General features: G+C 68.7%; 12 protein-coding genes. 7 read left to right on the top strand and 5 right to left on the bottom strand.

The features are described 5' to 3' along the window. Positions 1-1,023 carry a TRAP transporter substrate-binding protein gene (locus tag DK459_RS22075; RefSeq protein WP_054498644.1) on the bottom strand — a complete coding sequence of 341 codons (1,023 nt, stop codon included), beginning with the start codon at positions 1,021-1,023 and terminating at the stop codon, positions 1-3. Positions 1,024-1,134: 111 nt separating this feature from the next. Between DK459_RS22075 and DK459_RS22070 the strand changes: the two genes are divergently transcribed. From DK459_RS22070 to DK459_RS22050, 6 genes are all read left to right on the top strand, one after another. Next, positions 1,135-2,196: a LacI family DNA-binding transcriptional regulator gene (locus DK459_RS22070; RefSeq protein ID WP_054498645.1), complete on the top strand. Its 1,062-nt coding sequence runs from the start codon at positions 1,135-1,137 to the stop codon at positions 2,194-2,196. A gap of 82 nt (positions 2,197-2,278) precedes the next feature. Next, a complete protein-coding gene (locus DK459_RS30510; RefSeq protein ID WP_131727663.1) occupies positions 2,279-2,488 on the top strand; it encodes a hypothetical protein in 210 nt (69 codons plus the stop codon). A gap of 55 nt (positions 2,489-2,543) precedes the next feature. Continuing rightward, on the top strand, positions 2,544-3,176 hold the full coding sequence (locus tag DK459_RS22065) for a UdgX family uracil-DNA binding protein (RefSeq protein ID WP_054498646.1): 633 nt from the start codon (positions 2,544-2,546) through the stop codon (positions 3,174-3,176). 198 nt (positions 3,177-3,374) lie between these two features. Beyond that, entirely contained in the window at positions 3,375-4,499 is a 1,125-nt protein-coding gene (locus DK459_RS22060; protein ID WP_020928681.1) for a TRAP transporter substrate-binding protein, read from the top strand. Between the two features lie 149 nt (positions 4,500-4,648). After that, complete coding sequence (locus DK459_RS22055) at positions 4,649-5,272, top strand: TRAP transporter small permease subunit (protein WP_006384200.1); 624 nt, start codon at positions 4,649-4,651, stop codon at positions 5,270-5,272. After that, on the top strand, positions 5,269-7,305 hold the full coding sequence (locus DK459_RS22050; RefSeq protein WP_082405931.1) for a TRAP transporter large permease subunit: 2,037 nt from the start codon (positions 5,269-5,271) through the stop codon (positions 7,303-7,305). Before DK459_RS22055 ends, DK459_RS22050 begins: the two co-directional genes overlap by 4 nt. Here the strand turns inward: DK459_RS22050 and DK459_RS22045 are convergent. Further along, entirely contained in the window at positions 7,282-8,400 is a 1,119-nt protein-coding gene (locus DK459_RS22045; protein ID WP_070543107.1) for an FUSC family protein, read from the bottom strand. The two genes, DK459_RS22050 and DK459_RS22045, sit on opposite strands and share 24 nt — an antisense overlap. A gap of 205 nt (positions 8,401-8,605) precedes the next feature. Here DK459_RS22045 and DK459_RS22040 point away from each other — a divergent pair, with 205 nt between their 5' ends. Beyond that, a complete protein-coding gene (locus DK459_RS22040; protein WP_053530720.1) occupies positions 8,606-9,109 on the top strand; it encodes a ClbS/DfsB family four-helix bundle protein in 504 nt (167 codons plus the stop codon). A 54-nt stretch (positions 9,110-9,163) separates the two neighbouring features. Here the strand turns inward: DK459_RS22040 and DK459_RS22035 are convergent, their stop codons facing one another. The 3 genes from DK459_RS22035 to DK459_RS22025 are packed head-to-tail and all read right to left on the bottom strand — an operon-like array spanning position 9,164 to position 15,092. Beyond that, positions 9,164-10,657, bottom strand: coding sequence for an efflux transporter outer membrane subunit (locus DK459_RS22035; protein ID WP_070543099.1), 1,494 nt, complete (start codon positions 10,655-10,657; stop codon positions 9,164-9,166). Between the two features lie 20 nt (positions 10,658-10,677). Then, on the bottom strand, positions 10,678-13,854 hold the full coding sequence (locus DK459_RS22030; RefSeq protein WP_054448430.1) for an efflux RND transporter permease subunit: 3,177 nt from the start codon (positions 13,852-13,854) through the stop codon (positions 10,678-10,680). Beyond that, a complete protein-coding gene (locus DK459_RS22025; RefSeq protein WP_053500352.1) occupies positions 13,851-15,092 on the bottom strand; it encodes an efflux RND transporter periplasmic adaptor subunit in 1,242 nt (413 codons plus the stop codon). Before DK459_RS22025 ends, DK459_RS22030 begins: the two co-directional genes overlap by 4 nt. Positions 15,093-15,199: the final 107 nt, after the last annotated feature.

The raw sequence follows: 15,199 nt of genomic DNA, 5'->3' as shown, positions 1-15,199 counted from the left end.
TCAGGCGAGCTTGCCGACGGCCTGCTCCAGCAGTGCCCAGGCTTCCTGGCCGAAGCGCTGCTGCCATTCGCCGTAGAAGCCTGCCTTGCGCAACTGGTCGCGGAAGCTGTCGGCGGCGGGCTGGTTGAACACCAGTCCCTTGCTTTCCAGGTCGGCCTGCACCGAGGCGTTGAGCTTCTTGATGTCTTCTCGCTGCGCCAGGCCGGCCTCGTTGATGCCGCGCGCCACCACCGCCTTCAGGTCCTGCGGCAGGCCCTCCCACATGCGGCCGTTGGCGATGAACCAGTAGCCGTCCCAGATGTGGTTGGTCAGCGAGCAGTACTTCTGCACCTCGTACAGCTTGGCCACCTGGATGATGGGCAGCGGGTTTTCCTGCGCGTCCACCACCTTGGTCTGCAGCGAGGAATAGACCTCGCTGAACTGCAGGCTGGCCGGCGCCGCGCCCAGGCCCTTGAACATCGAGATCGGCAGCGGGCTGACCGGCACGCGGATCTTCAGGCCATCCATGTCGGCGGCGCGGGCCACCGGCGCCTTGCTGCTGGTGGTCTGGCGGAAACCGTTGTCCCACATCTTCTCGAAGGCGTACAGGCGGCGCTGGGCGATGGCGGCGCGCACGTGGGCGCCGAGCGCGCCATCCATGGCGCCCCAGACCTGGCCGTAGTCCTTGAAGGCAAAGCCCACGGCGTTGATGGCGGCCACCGGCACCAGCGTGGCGATCACCAGCGCCGACGGCGTGAAGAAGTCGATGCCGCCCGAACGCACCTGGGCCAGCATGTCGGTGTCGCCGCCGAGCTGGTTGTTGGGGAAGATCTTGATGTCGACGCGGCCATTGCTTTCCTTGAAGATGCGGTCGGCGGCTTCCTGGGCGCGGATGTTCAGCGGGTGCGAGACGGGCAGGTTGTTGCCGTACTTGAGGGAATAGTCGGCGGCGCGGGCGATCAACGGAAAACCGCCGCCCAGGGCGGCCGCGGCGGGAAGGGCGCACAGGCGGCGCAAGGCACTGCGGCGGGTGAGCAGCTTCATGGTTGTCTCCAGAATCTTGGTTATGATGTTTTTTGAGGTGCCGCAGAAGTCCATCGCGCTGAGGCATGACGGACAATAGTGAACCGGCGCCCGCATCGTCAAACCCGAACAATGATGGTTTTTGATGTGAAAAAGTCCACTCGCGAACGCAAGCTGGCGACCCTGGCCGAGGTCGCGGCGCTGGCCGGCGTGTCCACCGCCACGGCCGACCGCGTGCTGAACCGGCGCCCCGGCGTGCGCAACAGCACCGCGCAGCGCGTGCTCAAGGCCGCCGCCGAACTGGACTACCTGCCCGAGGCCGACCTGTACGCCGCCATGGCGCCCGAGCCCATGCGGCTGGTGATCCTGCTGCCGCGCGGCAGCAACCGCTTCCTGCGCATGCTGGGCGACAGCGTGAGCTACGCGCACGAGCATTTCGCGCCGCTCAACGCGCGCTGCCAGGTGGATTACGTCGAGAGCTTCAACCCCGAGGCCCTGGCGCAGGCGCTGCTGCATCACGGCAAGCGCGCCGACGGCATCGCCTTCATGGCGCTGGAGCATCCGGTGGTACGCGAGGCCGTCAACGCGCTGGCGCAGCAGGGCGTGCCCACCGTGACGCTGATCTCCGACCTGGCCAACAGCGCGCGCGTGGCCTACGTGGGCCTGGACAACCGCGCCGCCGGCCGCACCGCCGGCTACCTGATCGCGCGCTTCATCGGCCCGCGCGCCGCGCACGTGGCGTTGATCGCCGGCTCGCGCCACTACCGCGCCCACGAAGAGCGCGAGGGCGGCTTCCTGCAGCTGTACGCCGAGCAGTTCCAGGCCATGCAGGTCGTGGACCTGCGCGAAGGCTACGACGACGCGCAGCGCAACTACGAGCAGACGCGCCAGTTGCTGGAGCAATATCCGCAACTGGCCGGCATCTACAACATCGGCGGCGCCTCCGACGGCGTGGCGCGCGCGCTCAAGGAAGCCGGCCTGCAGCATCGCGTGGTGTTCATCGGCCATGGCCTGACGCCGGACACGCGCGCGCTGCTGATCGACGGCACCATGGACGCCGTCATCACGCAGAGCCCGGTCGAGGCGCTGATGAGCTGCGTGCGCATCTTCTGCAACGTGCGCGACAAGCGCAGTCCCATGAGCGGGGTGGAGATGAACCGCAGCCAGGTGATCCTGCGCGAGAACCTGCCATAGCGCGGCACATCACTTGCTGCACAGGCCTGCCCGCCACGGCGTCCCGCCGTGGCGGCGAGCACACGCCTGCGAGGACGCCGACATGAGCACCAAACCCCACTCCCACCAGGACTCCCAGGCCGACGCGCCGCACAAGCCCGTGCCTGAAAACGAACGAACCCTGTCGGACCGTCCGGCGGACCCGAACCGCAGTGGCGCCGGCCGCCAGATACCTCCGGGCATGGCCCCCGAGGACGTATGGGACCCGGGCCGGGCCACGCCCGGCGCGCCGCCGGTGGACAACCGTTCCTGACCTTCGGCCTCGCCTTAAAGGCGCCATTGCGTGCAAGCCCGATCGAGGAGACGGCATGAATGCCCCCCCGCGGTCCGCCGATGACGCGGACGACGAGATCGACCCAGACCAGCACCCTCGCAAGCTTGCCGATTGCCGCCGCTGCGGCTTGTGGCGCAACGCCACGCAAGCGGTCGGCGGCGAGGGCAAGCGCCGCGCCACCATCATGCTGGTTGGCGAACAACCCGGCGACAAGGAGGACCTGGCCGGCCATCCCTTCGTGGGCCCGGCCGGCGCGCTGCTGGACAAGGCGCTGGAGCAGGCCGGCGTGAGCCGCGACGCGGTCTACATCACCAACGCCGTCAAGCACTTCAAGTGGCAGCTGCGCGGCAAGCGCCGCATGCACAAATCGCCGGCGCAAGCCGAGATCGCCGCTTGCGGCTATTGGCTGGAACAGGAGCTCGACGACATCCGGCCGCGGGTCATCATCGCGTTGGGCGCCACCGCGCTCGGCGCGCTGGTGCCCGATCGCAAGCTGACCCTGAAGGCCGCACTGGGCCAGTCGCTGCGGCGCGGCAATACGCCGGTGCTGGTCGCGTATCACCCGTCATTCGCGCTGCGCAGCCCGGACCCTGAAGGCCGGCAAGCGGCGTTCCAGACCATTGTCGAGGCGTTGCGGCGGGCAGGACGCCAGGCCGGCAGGGCGTGAGGGCGCGGCGTCCACATGCCCTAGGGTAAATCCCAGCAAACAGCTGATTGTCAGCTTACGTTCAGGAAGGTTTAATCATCGGACGACGCGGCGGCCGCCCCAGGCCTCGACCCGACGTCGTATCGGCGCCGCGCCTCATGACGCCGCGAGCAGTAACTACAAGCTGGTCATGCATGCCCTTACAGGAGACAGCACACCATGCAACACGTTACGAAACCCCGCCGCAAGTTCATCTCGGGCGCGGCGGCCGCCGGCGCGGCCGCCCTGGCTTTTCCCGCCGTCACCCGCGCGCAGAACGCGCCGATTTCCCTGCGCTTCCAGAGCACCTGGCCGGCCAACGACATCTTCCACGAGTTCGCGCGCGACTACGCCCAGAAGGTCAACGACATGGCCGGCGGCCAGTTGAAGATCGAGGTGCTGCCGGCCGGCGCCGTGGTCAAGGCCTTCGACCTGCTGGACGCGGTGTCCGCCGGCACGCTGGACGGCGGCCATGGCGTGGTGGCCTACTGGTACGGCAAGAACACCGCCGTGGCGCTGTGGGGTTCCGGACCGTCGTTCGGGATGGATGCCAACATGCTGCTGGCCTGGCACGAATATGGCGGCGGCAAGGAGCTGCTGGTCGAGATCCAGAAGGCCATGGGCGTGAACGTGGTGTCGCTGATGTACGGGCCCATGCCGACGCAGCCCTTCGGCTGGTTCAAGCGCCCGATCTCCAAGATCGAGGACGTCAAGGGCGTGAAGTTCCGCACCGTCGGCCTGGCCATCGACATGTACACCGCGATGGGCGCGGCCGTGAACGCGCTGCCGGGCGGCGAGATCGTGCCGGCGCTGGACCGCGGCCTGCTCGACGGCGCGGAATTCAACAACGCTTCTTCCGACCTGGCGCTGGGCTTCCAGGACGTGTCCAAGATCTGCATGCTGCAGAGCTTTCACCAGAGCGCCGAGCAATTCGAGGTGCTGTTCAACAAGGCCAAGTACGACGCGCTGCCTGAACACCTCAAGCACATCCTCAGCTACGCCGCGCAGGCCTCCAGCGCCGACATGTCGTGGAAGGCGTCCAACCGCTATTCCCAGGACTACGTCAAGCTGCAGAAGGACCACAACGTCAAGTTCTACAAGACGCCTGACGCCATCCTGCAGCAGCAGCTCAAGATCTGGGACGAGATGATCGCCAAGCGTTCGGCCGAGAATCCGCTGTTCAAGAAGGTGCTCGACTCCCAGCGGGCCTTCGCCGAACGGGTCGGCCGCTGGCATGGCGACACCACGGTCAATTACCGGATGGCCTTCAACCACTACTTCTCGCGCGGCGGCAAGACCGGCTGACGCCTTTGCCGCCGCCCGTCCCTGCCGGGGCTAGGCGGCGGCGTCCGCGTCGCCATGGCGGGCGCGCGCTCGCGCCGCCTGCGCCTGCCCGCCCACGGCGCCGCGCCGCGCGTGCGACGGGGCGGCGCACGTCTTCACCAGGACGTCCGATGATCCGATTCATCCGTTTCATAGACCGCATCTCCACCTTCGTCGGCAAGACCTTCGCCTGGCTCATCGTCATCCTGACCCTGCACGTATGCTGGGAGGTCGGCGCGCGCTACCTGCTGAACCAGCCGAGCGCCTGGGCCTTCGACCTGCAGATGATGTACTACGGCATCCTGTTCATGATGGCGGGCGCCTACACCCTGGCCAAGAACGGCCACGTGCGCGGCGACATCCTCTACGGATTCCTGCCGCCGCGGGTGCAGGCCGGGCTCGACCTGATCCTGTTCATCGTCTTTTTCATCCCGGGCGTCATCGCGCTGGTGTGGGCCGGCTGGCACTACGCCGGCTATTCCATCGCCATCCGCGAGCATTCCTCGCTGATGGCCAACGGGCCCCCCATTTACCCGTTCAAGGCCTTCATCCCGGTGGCCGGGGCGTTCCTGCTGCTGCAGGGCGTGGCCGAGATCCTGCGCTGCGTGCTATGCCTGCGGCGCGGGGCGTGGCCCTCGCGCGAAGAGGACGTCGAGGAGGTCGACGTCGACAAGCTCAAGGAAATGGTGCACGTCAAGGACGAGGACATCGCCAGGCTCGACCGCTACGTCAAATCCGGAGGGCCGGCGCAATGAAGATCAACAAGGCTCTGTGGTTCGGCCTGTCGTGCATCGGCCTGGTGCTGCTGATGATCGCCTTCCTCACGCCATGGGACAACCTGGGCACCGGACACATCGGCCTGCTGATGCTGGCGCTGATCGTGGTGGCGATCATGCTGGGGTTTCCCACTGCGTTCACGCTGATGGGCATGGGCGTGCTGTTCACCTTCCTGGCCTACTACATGCAGAGCCATGACCCGGCGCGCTCGATGGGGCAGACGCTGGACCTGATGGTGCAGCGCACCTACGCCACCATGACCAACGACTCGCTGATCTCGATTCCGCTGTTCGTGTTCATGGGCTATCTGGTCGAACGCGCCAACCTGATCGAAAAGCTGTTCCGCAGCATGCACCTGGCGCTGGCGCGGGTGCCGGGCGCGCTGGCGGTGGCCACGCTGGCCACCTGCGCCATCTTCGCCACCGCCACCGGCATCGTCGGCGCGGTGGTGACGCTGATGGGCCTGCTGGCCATGCCGGCCATGCTCAAGGCCGGCTACAGCGTGCGCCTGACGGCCGGCGCCATCACGGCCGGCGGCTGCCTGGGCATCCTGCTGCCGCCTTCCGTGATGCTGATCGTGTACGGCGCCACCACCGGCGTGTCCGTGGTGCAGCTCTACGCCGGCGCGCTGTTTCCCGGCATCATGCTGGCGGCGCTCTACATGGTCTACGTCATCATCGTCGCCAAACTGCGGCCCGACATGGCGCCGCCGCTGGCCGAGGCCGAACGCGGCGTGGCGCTGCCGGCGGCCTCGACGACCCTGGCCAGGCAGGGGTATACGCGCGCGCTGTCGGGCATGCTGGCGGCCCTGTTCAAGGGCCGGCGCAACCGCGACGTGCCGCTCTCCTACCTGGCGCGCAACATGACACTGGCGCTGGCGCCGCTGGCCGCCGCCGGATTGCTGGTGGGCGCGGTCCACTACGCGGTGACGCAGCCCGAGGTCGTGTACGACATACCCGCCGAGCTGCGGCTGGGCTCGGATGAATTCCAGTCGGGGTTGAGCGAGCCGCCGCTTGGCGGGCTGGCGGAGCCGCCCACCGACGGACTGGCCGAGCCGCCGGCGGATGGATTGGCGGAGCCTCCCGCCAGTGGCGTGACCGAGCCTGCCGCCAGCGGGTTGGCCGAACCGCCCGGAACGGATGGCGGCGGCCAGGCCGCCACGGCGCCGGGCGCGCCGCAGCGGGCGGGAGCGGGCGCCGCGAGTGGGAGCGGCGCGCCCGCCGATACCGCGTCGACGTCCCCGACGGGCGGCGAGAAGCCCGCCCCGCGCGGCTTCTGGATCTTCCTTGGCGTCTGCGTGGCCGCGCTGGCCCTGTTCTACGGGCTGCTGACCTGGGCGCGGCTGGAGATCTTCAAGATGCTGCTGGGATCGTTCTTTCCGCTGGCGGTGATGATCGCCGCGGTGCTCGGTTCGATCGCCTTCGGCCTGGCCACGCCCAGCGAGGCCGCGGCCATGGGCGCGATGGGCGGCGCGCTGCTGGCCCTGGCCTATCGGCGCCTGAACCTGCCGGTGCTGAAGGAGTCGGTGTTCCTGACCGCCAAGACCAGCGCGATGGTGTGCTGGCTGTTCGTCGGCTCGTCGATCTTTTCGGCCGCGTTCGCGCTGCTGGGCGGTCAGCGCATCATCGAGGAATGGGTGCTGTCGCTGGGGCTGACGCCGATCCAGTTCCTGCTGCTGGCCCAGGTCATCATCTTCCTGCTGGGCTGGCCGCTGGAGTGGACAGAGATCATCGTCATCTTCATGCCGATCTTCGTGCCGCTGCTCAACGCCTTCGGCATCGATCCGCTGTTCTTCGGCCTGCTGGTGGCGCTGAACCTGCAGACGGCCTTCCTGTCGCCGCCGGTGGCCATGTCCGCCTTCTACCTGAAGGGCGTGTCGCCGCCGCACGTGACGCTGAACCAGATCTTCCTGGGCATGATGCCGTTCATGGGCATCCAGGTGGTCGCGATCTTCCTGCTGTACATGTTCCCGGGCATCGGCATGTGGCTACCGACGGTGCTGTATCGGTGAGGAAGGGCCGCCGTGCCGACGCGCCTCCAGGCCCTGGCATACCGCGTCCAGTTCGCGCGTCACCTCGCGCCACGCCCAGGCGATAAGTGCCACCGTTTCGCGTTCGGCCGGCGAGAAGGCGCCGTGCTCGATGGCCTGCGCCAGCCGCGCCAGCGGCTCCGTGGCCGGGCAGGCCAAGCCCTGGCCGTTTTTCTCGCGTATCGCCCGTGCCAGGGCGTCGATCTGGCGGCGGGCCGCCCGCGCGACCTCGTCCAGCGATGCGCCCAGCCGGTTGCAGACGTTGTCCGTCAGCGTCAAGCGGCCGACCCGTTCGAGCAGGGGAACGGTCAGCCAGAGCTGCTCGATCCGCTCGTGCAGCCAGTCGGCCTCCCGGTCGCCGCGCGGGTAGCGCAGCCTCAGAGGACGCGCCTGGCAAGCCATGCTGGCGGCACGCCAGCGCGCCCGCGCCAGGGCCGGCTTGTCCTGCTCGCGTGGTCGCGGGCGGCCCTGGCCCAGCGCCCCCGCCCAGTCCACCAGCAGTTCGCCATAGCTTTCCAGCGAGGCTGCCATGTTGTAGCGCATGCTCGCGCGGGCCCACAGGGGCAGCACCGTGAAGGCCGCCAAGATGCCGGAGGTGGAGCCGACGCAGATCGCCAGCGTTTTGCTGGCCGCGCCCGCCAGAATGTCGTCATCGGGCGCGACGGTGAGAATGGTGGCCGTGACGAGGCTGTACCCCAGCCACGGCCAGCGTATTGACATGAACGCGGCCGCGCCGACGCTCGCCACGATGCTCCAGGCGATCGACAGGTTCATGGCCGCCGCGAGCAGGACGACGCCGACGCCCAGCGCCACGCCGGCCATCGCCCCAACGATCCGCGCGATTGCCTCGGTCACCGTGCCTTCGATGGTGGCCCGCACCACGAACAAGGCCGAAAACGCGCCCCAGGCCACGTCCGGCATGCGCTGCCAGGTCATCCACGCGTAGGCGAGCAGCACGGCGCCCACCGTCTGCAACGGCAGGCGCACGCCATCGCGCCCCAGCAGCATGCGCGAGCGCGACGCGCGCTTGAATAGATTCACCAGGATCCGGACGTGGCGCATGTCGCCGCTGTGCATTTCGCATGTCTCCCTGCCGGCCCTTCATTGGCGGACCGCCGGCGTTTCCAAGCAAATGGCGTGCCCGCGGCGGGGGCGAGATCATGCGCCCGGCCCTTGACCTTCCCATGCCGGCATCGTCCACACTGCCGGTGCCCTGGGCCGTGCCGCAAGCGCCCGGCCGCGGGACGGGCGGATGACCGCCGTGACCGGAGTGGATGGCTGGATGACACTGCTTACCCCGAAACAGGCGCTCCTGCGCACCCTGCACGCCAGCCACGGCAGATTCCAGGCGGCGATGATGGCGATTCCTCCAAGCCGCTACCGCCATGCGGTTGCGATCCCGGGGCCGTCGCGCTCGCACCTCAGCGCCGCCACGGTGCTGGTGGACATGATCGTCTGGAACACGATGATCCTGCAGCTGGCGAACGATGGAACGACCGGACCGACGGCGTCCTTCTACGGCGCGGCGGCGATGTCGAACCGCGTGGCGCGCCTGTCGCCGGCGTTCCAGCGGCGATTCGCCGCCGACGGCCTGGCCGACCTGATTGCGCTGGTCCAGGCTGGCCAGCAACGCATCATCGACAGCGTCGGGCAGCGTTGCGATGCGGCGCTATCCCGCCAGATGCCGGCCGCGGCGCGTACGCTCGGCGGGCTGATCGAGTTCCACACCGCAACCGCCTGCAGCCGCGCCTTGTCGCTGCTGCGGCGCTGGCAGCGCGCCCCGTAGCGGGAGGCATTGCCAGCGGTCCGGCGCGTCATCCCGGCGTACCGCGCCGCCGCGTCACCGCGACGCGATGGCCGCGTCCGCGCGCGGTGGTACGGTGGTCGCCGTCCAGCCGCCACCGAGCGCCTTGTACAGGTCAATCAGGTTGGTCAGGCGCGCCAGCCGCGTGCGCACCAGCGCCTGCTGCGTGCCGTACAGCGTGCGATGGGTCTCGAGCAATGCCAGCGAGTCGTCCATGCCCTCCCGGAAGCGCTGTTCAGCCAGCGCGTAGGCGTGCTGGCTGGCGGCGACCGACAATTGCTCGGCGCGGATCTGTTCGTCCAGCGTGCGCTTGCCCGCCAGCGCGTCGGCCACTTCGCGAAAGGCGGCCTGGATGGATTGCTCGTAGCTGGCGATCTCGATGCGCTTCTGAACGTGCGCCAGGTCCAGGTTCGCGCGCAAGGCGCCGCCGCGGAAAATGGGCAGCGTGATCTGCGGCAGGAAACGCCAGGCGCCGGAGCCGGCGTCGAACAGCCCATCGAGCGAAGCGCTGGCGGTGCCGGCCGCGCCGGTCAGGCTGATGGCCGGCAGAAACGCGGCGCGGGCGGCGCCGATGTTGGCGTTGGCGGCGCGCAGGCGCTGTTCGGCGGCGCGCAGGTCGGGACGCCGCGCCAGCAATTGCGCCGGCAACCCGCTCGGCAACGTGGCCGGCACGATGCCGTCGGGAAGCGTGTTGGCCTGGTCCAGTTGCCGCGCCAGCGCCGGCGCCAGGGGCTGACCCAGCAGCAACACCAGGGCATTGCGATCCCTGGCGGCCTGGCGTGTGTAGGCGGCGCGGTCTGCCTCGGCCGCCCGCAGGGTGATTTCCGCCAGGCGCAGGTCCAGTTGCGTCGCGTTGCCGACCCGCGCCAGCTGGGCCGTCAGGTCATAGGAACGCTGCTGGGTGGCCAGGGTGTCGGTCGTCAGGCGCAGCAGTTCCTGGTCGGCGCGCAAGGTCAGGTAGGCGGCGGCCACTTCGGCCACCAGGCTCATGCGCGTGGCGATACGGGTTTCATCCAGCGCCAGGTAGGCGGCCAGTTGCCTGTCGCCGAGACTGCGTAATCTGCCCCAGAGATCCAGCTCCCAGGCGGTGGTGATGCCGCCCGCATCGTAGCGACGGGCGATGTCGGCGGACCCTGTGGCGCTCAGGTCGGCGGGCAGGCGTTGCGCCGCGCCGCTGGCCGCGACGTCCAGGTTCGGCATCAGTGCGGCGCGCTGGATGCGGTAGAGCGCGCGGGCCGCTTCGACGTCGAGCGCGGCCTTGCGGGCGTCGCGGTTGTTGGCCAGCGCGATTTCGATCAGCTGCAGCAGCAGCGGGTCCTGGAAAAAATCGCGCCAGCCTAGGTCGGCGGCCAGGCGTTCGCCGGGCGTCGGCGGCGGGTCGGCCGCGTAGGCGTCGCCGCTGGGGTAGCTTGCGCTGATGGGCGGCGCCGGACGTTCATAGGGCGGCGCCAGCGTGCATCCGGCCAAGGCGGCGAGCGCGATGGGGGCAAGCAGCCGGGCGGCGCGCAGGGGCAAGGGAAAGTTTTTCATATCGACATTCGTCCAGGCGATCACGCGTGCAGGTCGCCGGCGCCGGCGCGCGCCCGCGAAGGCGCGCGCCGCAGCGCCAGCTTGCGCACGACGACATAGAAAACGGGCGTCAGCAGCAGGCCGAACAGCGTCACGCCCAGCATGCCGGCGAACACCGCGATGCCCATGGCATGACGCATTTCGGCGCCGGCGCCGCTGGCGAGCACCAGCGGCACCACGCCGGCAATGAAGGCGAACGAGGTCATCAGGATCGGCCGCAGCCGCAACCGCGCGGCTTCCAGCACCGCGGCCAGCGGATCGGCGCCTTCGTCTTCCTTGGCGCGGGCGAACTCGACGATCAGGATGGCATTCTTGGCCGCCAGGCCGACCAGCACCACGAAGCCGATCTGCGTGAAGATATTGTTGTCGCCGCCCGACAGCCAGACGCCGCCGATGGCCGAGAGCAGGGCCATCGGCGCGATCAGCAGCACTGCGAACGGCAGCGACCAGCTGTTGTACTGGGCCGCCAGGATCAGGAAGGCCAGCAGCACCGCCAGCGGAAAGATGTACAGCGCCGAATTGCCCGCCTGCTTTTCCTGATAGACCAGATCGGTCCATTCGTACACCATGCCGTCGGGCAGTGTCTCGCGCACGATCTGCTCGATCGCATCGGTGGCCTGGCCCGAGGAATAGCCCGGCGCCGGCCCGCCGCTGATATCCGCCGACGGGAAGCCGTTGTAGTGGATGACCCGGTCCGGACCGGAGCCGCGCGTCAGCGTGACGAAGGCGCTCAGCGGAATCATGTGACCGTCGGCGTTGCGCACCTTGAGCAGGCCGATGTCCTCGGCCTGCATGCGAAATGGCGCATCGGCCTGCGCCATGACGCGATAGGTGCGGCCGAAACGGTTGAAGTCATTGACGTAGAGCGATCCCAGGTTGATCTGCAGGGTTTCGAACACGTCGGTCAGCGATACTCCCAGGGATTTGGCCTTGACCCGGTCTACGTCCACCTGCAGCTGCGGCGCGTTGGTCTGGAAGCTGGCGAGCATGTTCGCCAGCTCGGGCGCCTGCATGGCGCGGGCCATGATCTGGCCCTGTGCCTGGGCCAGCGCCTCGAACCCGAGCGCGGCCCGGTCCTCGATCTGCAGCTTGAATCCGCCCATGGCGCCAAGCCCCGGCACCGGCGGTGGCGGGAATATGCCGACAAAGCCGTCCGGGATCTGGCTGAACTTGCCCATCAGCTTGCCGGCGATGGCGTTGGCCGACAGCGCGGTGTCCTTGCGTTCGTCGAACGGCTTGAGCATGGCGAACATCAGCGCCGAGTTCGGCACGTTCACCGGGCCATTGACGGACAGGCCGGGAAAGGCCACCACGCTTTCCACGCCCGGCTCCGCCAGCGCGATCTCCGACATCTGCTTGACCACCGCTTCGGTCCGGTCGAGCGAGGCGCCGCTGGGCAATTGCGCGATGCCGACCAGGAAATACTTGTCTTGGGCCGGCACGAAGCCGTTGGGAACCTGGTTAAAGCCCAGCCAGGTCAGCCCGGTGAAGCCGGCGTACAGCAGCAGCACGATGGCACTGCCGCGCACCGCGCGGCGCACCGCCACCACGTAGGCCTGCGAGGCCTGGTCGAAGAAGCGGTTGAAGCGGCGGAAGAAGCCGCCGAGCGCGCGGTCGATGACGCGGGTCAGCCAATCGGCCCGCGCCGCCTCATGGTGCGGGCGCAGCAGCATGGCGGCAAGCGCTGGCGACAACGTCAGCGAGTTGATGGCGGACAGGACCGTCGAGATGGCGATGGTCAGGGCGAACTGCCTGTAGAACTCGCCCTGCAGGCCCGACAGGAATGCCGACGGAATGAAGACCGCGGCGAGCACGGAGGTGATGGCCAGGATCGGCCCGGTCACCTCGTCCATGGCCTTGCGCGCGGCGTCGATGGGCCGTTCGCCCAGCGCCATGTGGCGTTCCACGTTCTCGACCACCACGATCGCGTCGTCCACCACGATGCCTATGGAAAGCACCAGCCCGAACAACGACAGGGTGTTCAGCGAGAAACCGAACATGTGCATCACGGCAAAGGTGCCCACCAGGGACACGGGCACCGCCACCAGGGGAATGATGGAGGCGCGCCAGGTCTGCAGGAACAGCACCACCACGATCACCACCAGGATGACGGCCTCCAGCAGCGTGACCGCCACCGACTGCAGTGAGGCCCGCACGAACACCGTCGGGTCGTAGGCGATCCGGTACGAGATGTCTTGCGGGAAACCTTGCTGCAGCGTTTCCATCTTGGCGCGCACGGCGTTGGAAACGTCGATGGCGTTGGCGCCGGGGCTCTGGATGATCTGCAGGGCGGGCGCCGATTCGCCGTCGATCAGGCTGCGCAGCGTGTAGGCGTCGGCGCCCAGCGAGACGCGGGCGATGTCGCGCAGGCGCGTCACCTGGCCATCGGCGCCGGTTTTGACGACGATGTCGCCAAACTGCTCCTCGCTGGCCAACCGTCCCAAAGTGTTGACCGTCACCTGGAAGGCGGCGGACGTATCCGGCTGCTGCCCGACCGAGCCGGCCGCCACCTGCACGTTCTGTTCGCGCAGCGCGGCGACCACGTCGGTGGCGGTCAGGCCGCGGGTGGCCACCCGCGACGGGTCGAGCCATACGCGCATGGAGTATTCGCCGGCCCCCCACACCAGCACGTCGCCCACGCCGGGCAGCCGCGCCAGTTCGTCGCGTACCTGGCGGATGGCGAAGTTGGACAGGTAGAGCGAGTCATATCGCTTTTGCGGCGAGACGATGTGCACCACCATCAGCACGTCAGGCGAGGTCTTCTGCGTGACGACGCCGATCCGCTGGACTTCCTCGGGCAGCCGCGGCAGCGCGCGCGATACCCGGTTCTGCACCTGGATCTGCGCCATGTCGGGGTCCGTGCCCTGCTTGAACGCGATGGTCAGCACCATGCGGCCGTCCGTGGCCATCTGGGAGTTCATGTACAGCATGCCCTCGACCCCGTTGATCACCTGTTCCAGCGGCGCGGCCACGGTATCGGCGATGACCTCGGGATTGGCGCCGGGATAGCTGGCGGTGACCTGGACCGTGGGCGGCGTGACGGCCGGATATTCGCTCAGCGGCAACTGCCAGAACGCAATGGCGCCAGCCAGCAGCATCAGCAAGGACAGCACGATCGCGAAGATGGGCCGCGCGATGAAGAAATGAGGGAACTTCATTGGCCTTTCTCCGTCGCGGCGGCCGCATCACCGGCGGCCGCGGCTGCCTGGCGCCTGGCCTCGGGCGCCGCCGCGGCGGCGGGTTCCATGGGGACCAGGCGCGGCGTGACGGCCATGCCGGGCCGCACCAGCCCCTTGATGATGATCCGTTCGCCAGCCCGCAGTCCGGACCGGATGACCCGCAATCCGTCCACCATCCGGCCCAGTTCGACGGGACGGTATCCGGCCAGGTTGTCGGCGCCCACGACCAGCACGTAGTTTTTCCCCTGGTCGGTGCCCACCGCCTGCTCGTTCACCAGGACGGTCTCACGCGGTTCGCCGGTGGCCAGCCTGGCGCGGGCGAACAGGCCGGGGGCCAGCTGGCCATCCGGGTTGGGGAGGACAGCGCGGACGCGGATGGTGCCGGTGCCACGGTCCATCTGGTTGCCGACGAAATCGAGGCGGCCCCGATAGGGAAAGCCCCTGTCGGTGACCAGCCCCACGTCGACGGGCAGGGCGCTTGCTTCCCGCACGTCGGGGCGCGCCTGCCGCACCGCGTTGAGATAGGTCGCTTCGTCAACGTCGAAGTAGACGTGCATGGGATCGATCGACACGATGGTGGTCAGCAGTGTGGCCCCGCCCGCCGTGCCGCCGCTGACCAGGTTGCCCTCGGTCACCATGACCCGGTCGACGCGCCCGGCAATCGGCGCGGTGATGCGCGCGTACGACAGGTCGAGCCGCGCCGCCGCGACCGCTGCCTTGGCGACCTGCACCTGTGCCAGCCGGGCGCGCCGCGTCGATGCAGCCTCGTCGTGGACCTTGCGCGAGACCGCGCCCGTGGACACCAGGCGCTCGGCGCGATCGAAGTCCGTCTGCGCCTGGTCGGCCAGCGCCTGCGCCTGACGCAGCTGCGCCAGCGCGGTATCCAGGGCAACCTGGAACGGGCGCGGATCGATCTGGAACAGCGGTTGCCCCTGGCGCACCAGGCTGCCCTCCGGCACGCTGACCGCGTCCACCGTGCCGCCCACGCGCGAGCGCAGTTCCACCGTCCGGGGCGCGGCCAGGAAACCGGTGAATTCCGCCGAAGGCGCAATCACCCGCGTGATCACCTCGGCCACCGGGACGCTCGGTCCCGCTGGCGCCGGCGCGGACGTGTCCGCCTTGCCTTCCTGTTGTGGCGTTTCGCCGGTGGCGTAGGCCAGGCCCGCTGCCATTGCGATGGCGCTCGCCACCACGGAAATTCTGGATATTCGACGCATGCATCTACCCCTGTCCATACCGCAGGGCTTCGGCCCCTCCGAAACATCTCTGCGGAAATTCCGGGCAAGGCTAGGCGTTGCCATGGCGGGAAGGTCAAGTCGCGCGC

The organism is Achromobacter sp. RW408, assembly GCF_003184165.1.
Taxonomy (GTDB): Bacteria; Pseudomonadota; Gammaproteobacteria; order Burkholderiales; family Burkholderiaceae_B; genus Achromobacter; species Achromobacter xylosoxidans.
Note: the sequence above shows the minus strand (reverse complement) of the source record. Positions and strands in the feature narration are given on the sequence as shown.

What these genes read in the sequence shown, in the direction of transcription:
- DK459_RS22075 (WP_054498644.1), bottom strand. Translation starts at nt 1,023, where the DNA reads ATGAAGCTGCTCACCCGCCGCAGTGCCTTGCGCCGCCTGTGCGCCCTT.
- DK459_RS22070 (WP_054498645.1), top strand. Translation starts at nt 1,135, where the DNA reads ATGATGGTTTTTGATGTGAAAAAGTCCACTCGCGAACGCAAGCTGGCG.
- DK459_RS30510 (WP_131727663.1), top strand. Translation starts at nt 2,279, where the DNA reads ATGAGCACCAAACCCCACTCCCACCAGGACTCCCAGGCCGACGCGCCG.
- DK459_RS22065 (WP_054498646.1), top strand. Translation starts at nt 2,544, where the DNA reads ATGAATGCCCCCCCGCGGTCCGCCGATGACGCGGACGACGAGATCGAC.
- DK459_RS22060 (WP_020928681.1), top strand. Translation starts at nt 3,375, where the DNA reads ATGCAACACGTTACGAAACCCCGCCGCAAGTTCATCTCGGGCGCGGCG.
- DK459_RS22055 (WP_006384200.1), top strand. Translation starts at nt 4,649, where the DNA reads ATGATCCGATTCATCCGTTTCATAGACCGCATCTCCACCTTCGTCGGC.
- DK459_RS22050 (WP_082405931.1), top strand. Translation starts at nt 5,269, where the DNA reads ATGAAGATCAACAAGGCTCTGTGGTTCGGCCTGTCGTGCATCGGCCTG.
- DK459_RS22045 (WP_070543107.1), bottom strand. Translation starts at nt 8,400, where the DNA reads ATGCACAGCGGCGACATGCGCCACGTCCGGATCCTGGTGAATCTATTC.
- DK459_RS22040 (WP_053530720.1), top strand. Translation starts at nt 8,606, where the DNA reads ATGACACTGCTTACCCCGAAACAGGCGCTCCTGCGCACCCTGCACGCC.
- DK459_RS22035 (WP_070543099.1), bottom strand. Translation starts at nt 10,657, where the DNA reads ATGAAAAACTTTCCCTTGCCCCTGCGCGCCGCCCGGCTGCTTGCCCCC.
- DK459_RS22030 (WP_054448430.1), bottom strand. Translation starts at nt 13,854, where the DNA reads ATGAAGTTCCCTCATTTCTTCATCGCGCGGCCCATCTTCGCGATCGTG.
- DK459_RS22025 (WP_053500352.1), bottom strand. Translation starts at nt 15,092, where the DNA reads ATGCGTCGAATATCCAGAATTTCCGTGGTGGCGAGCGCCATCGCAATG.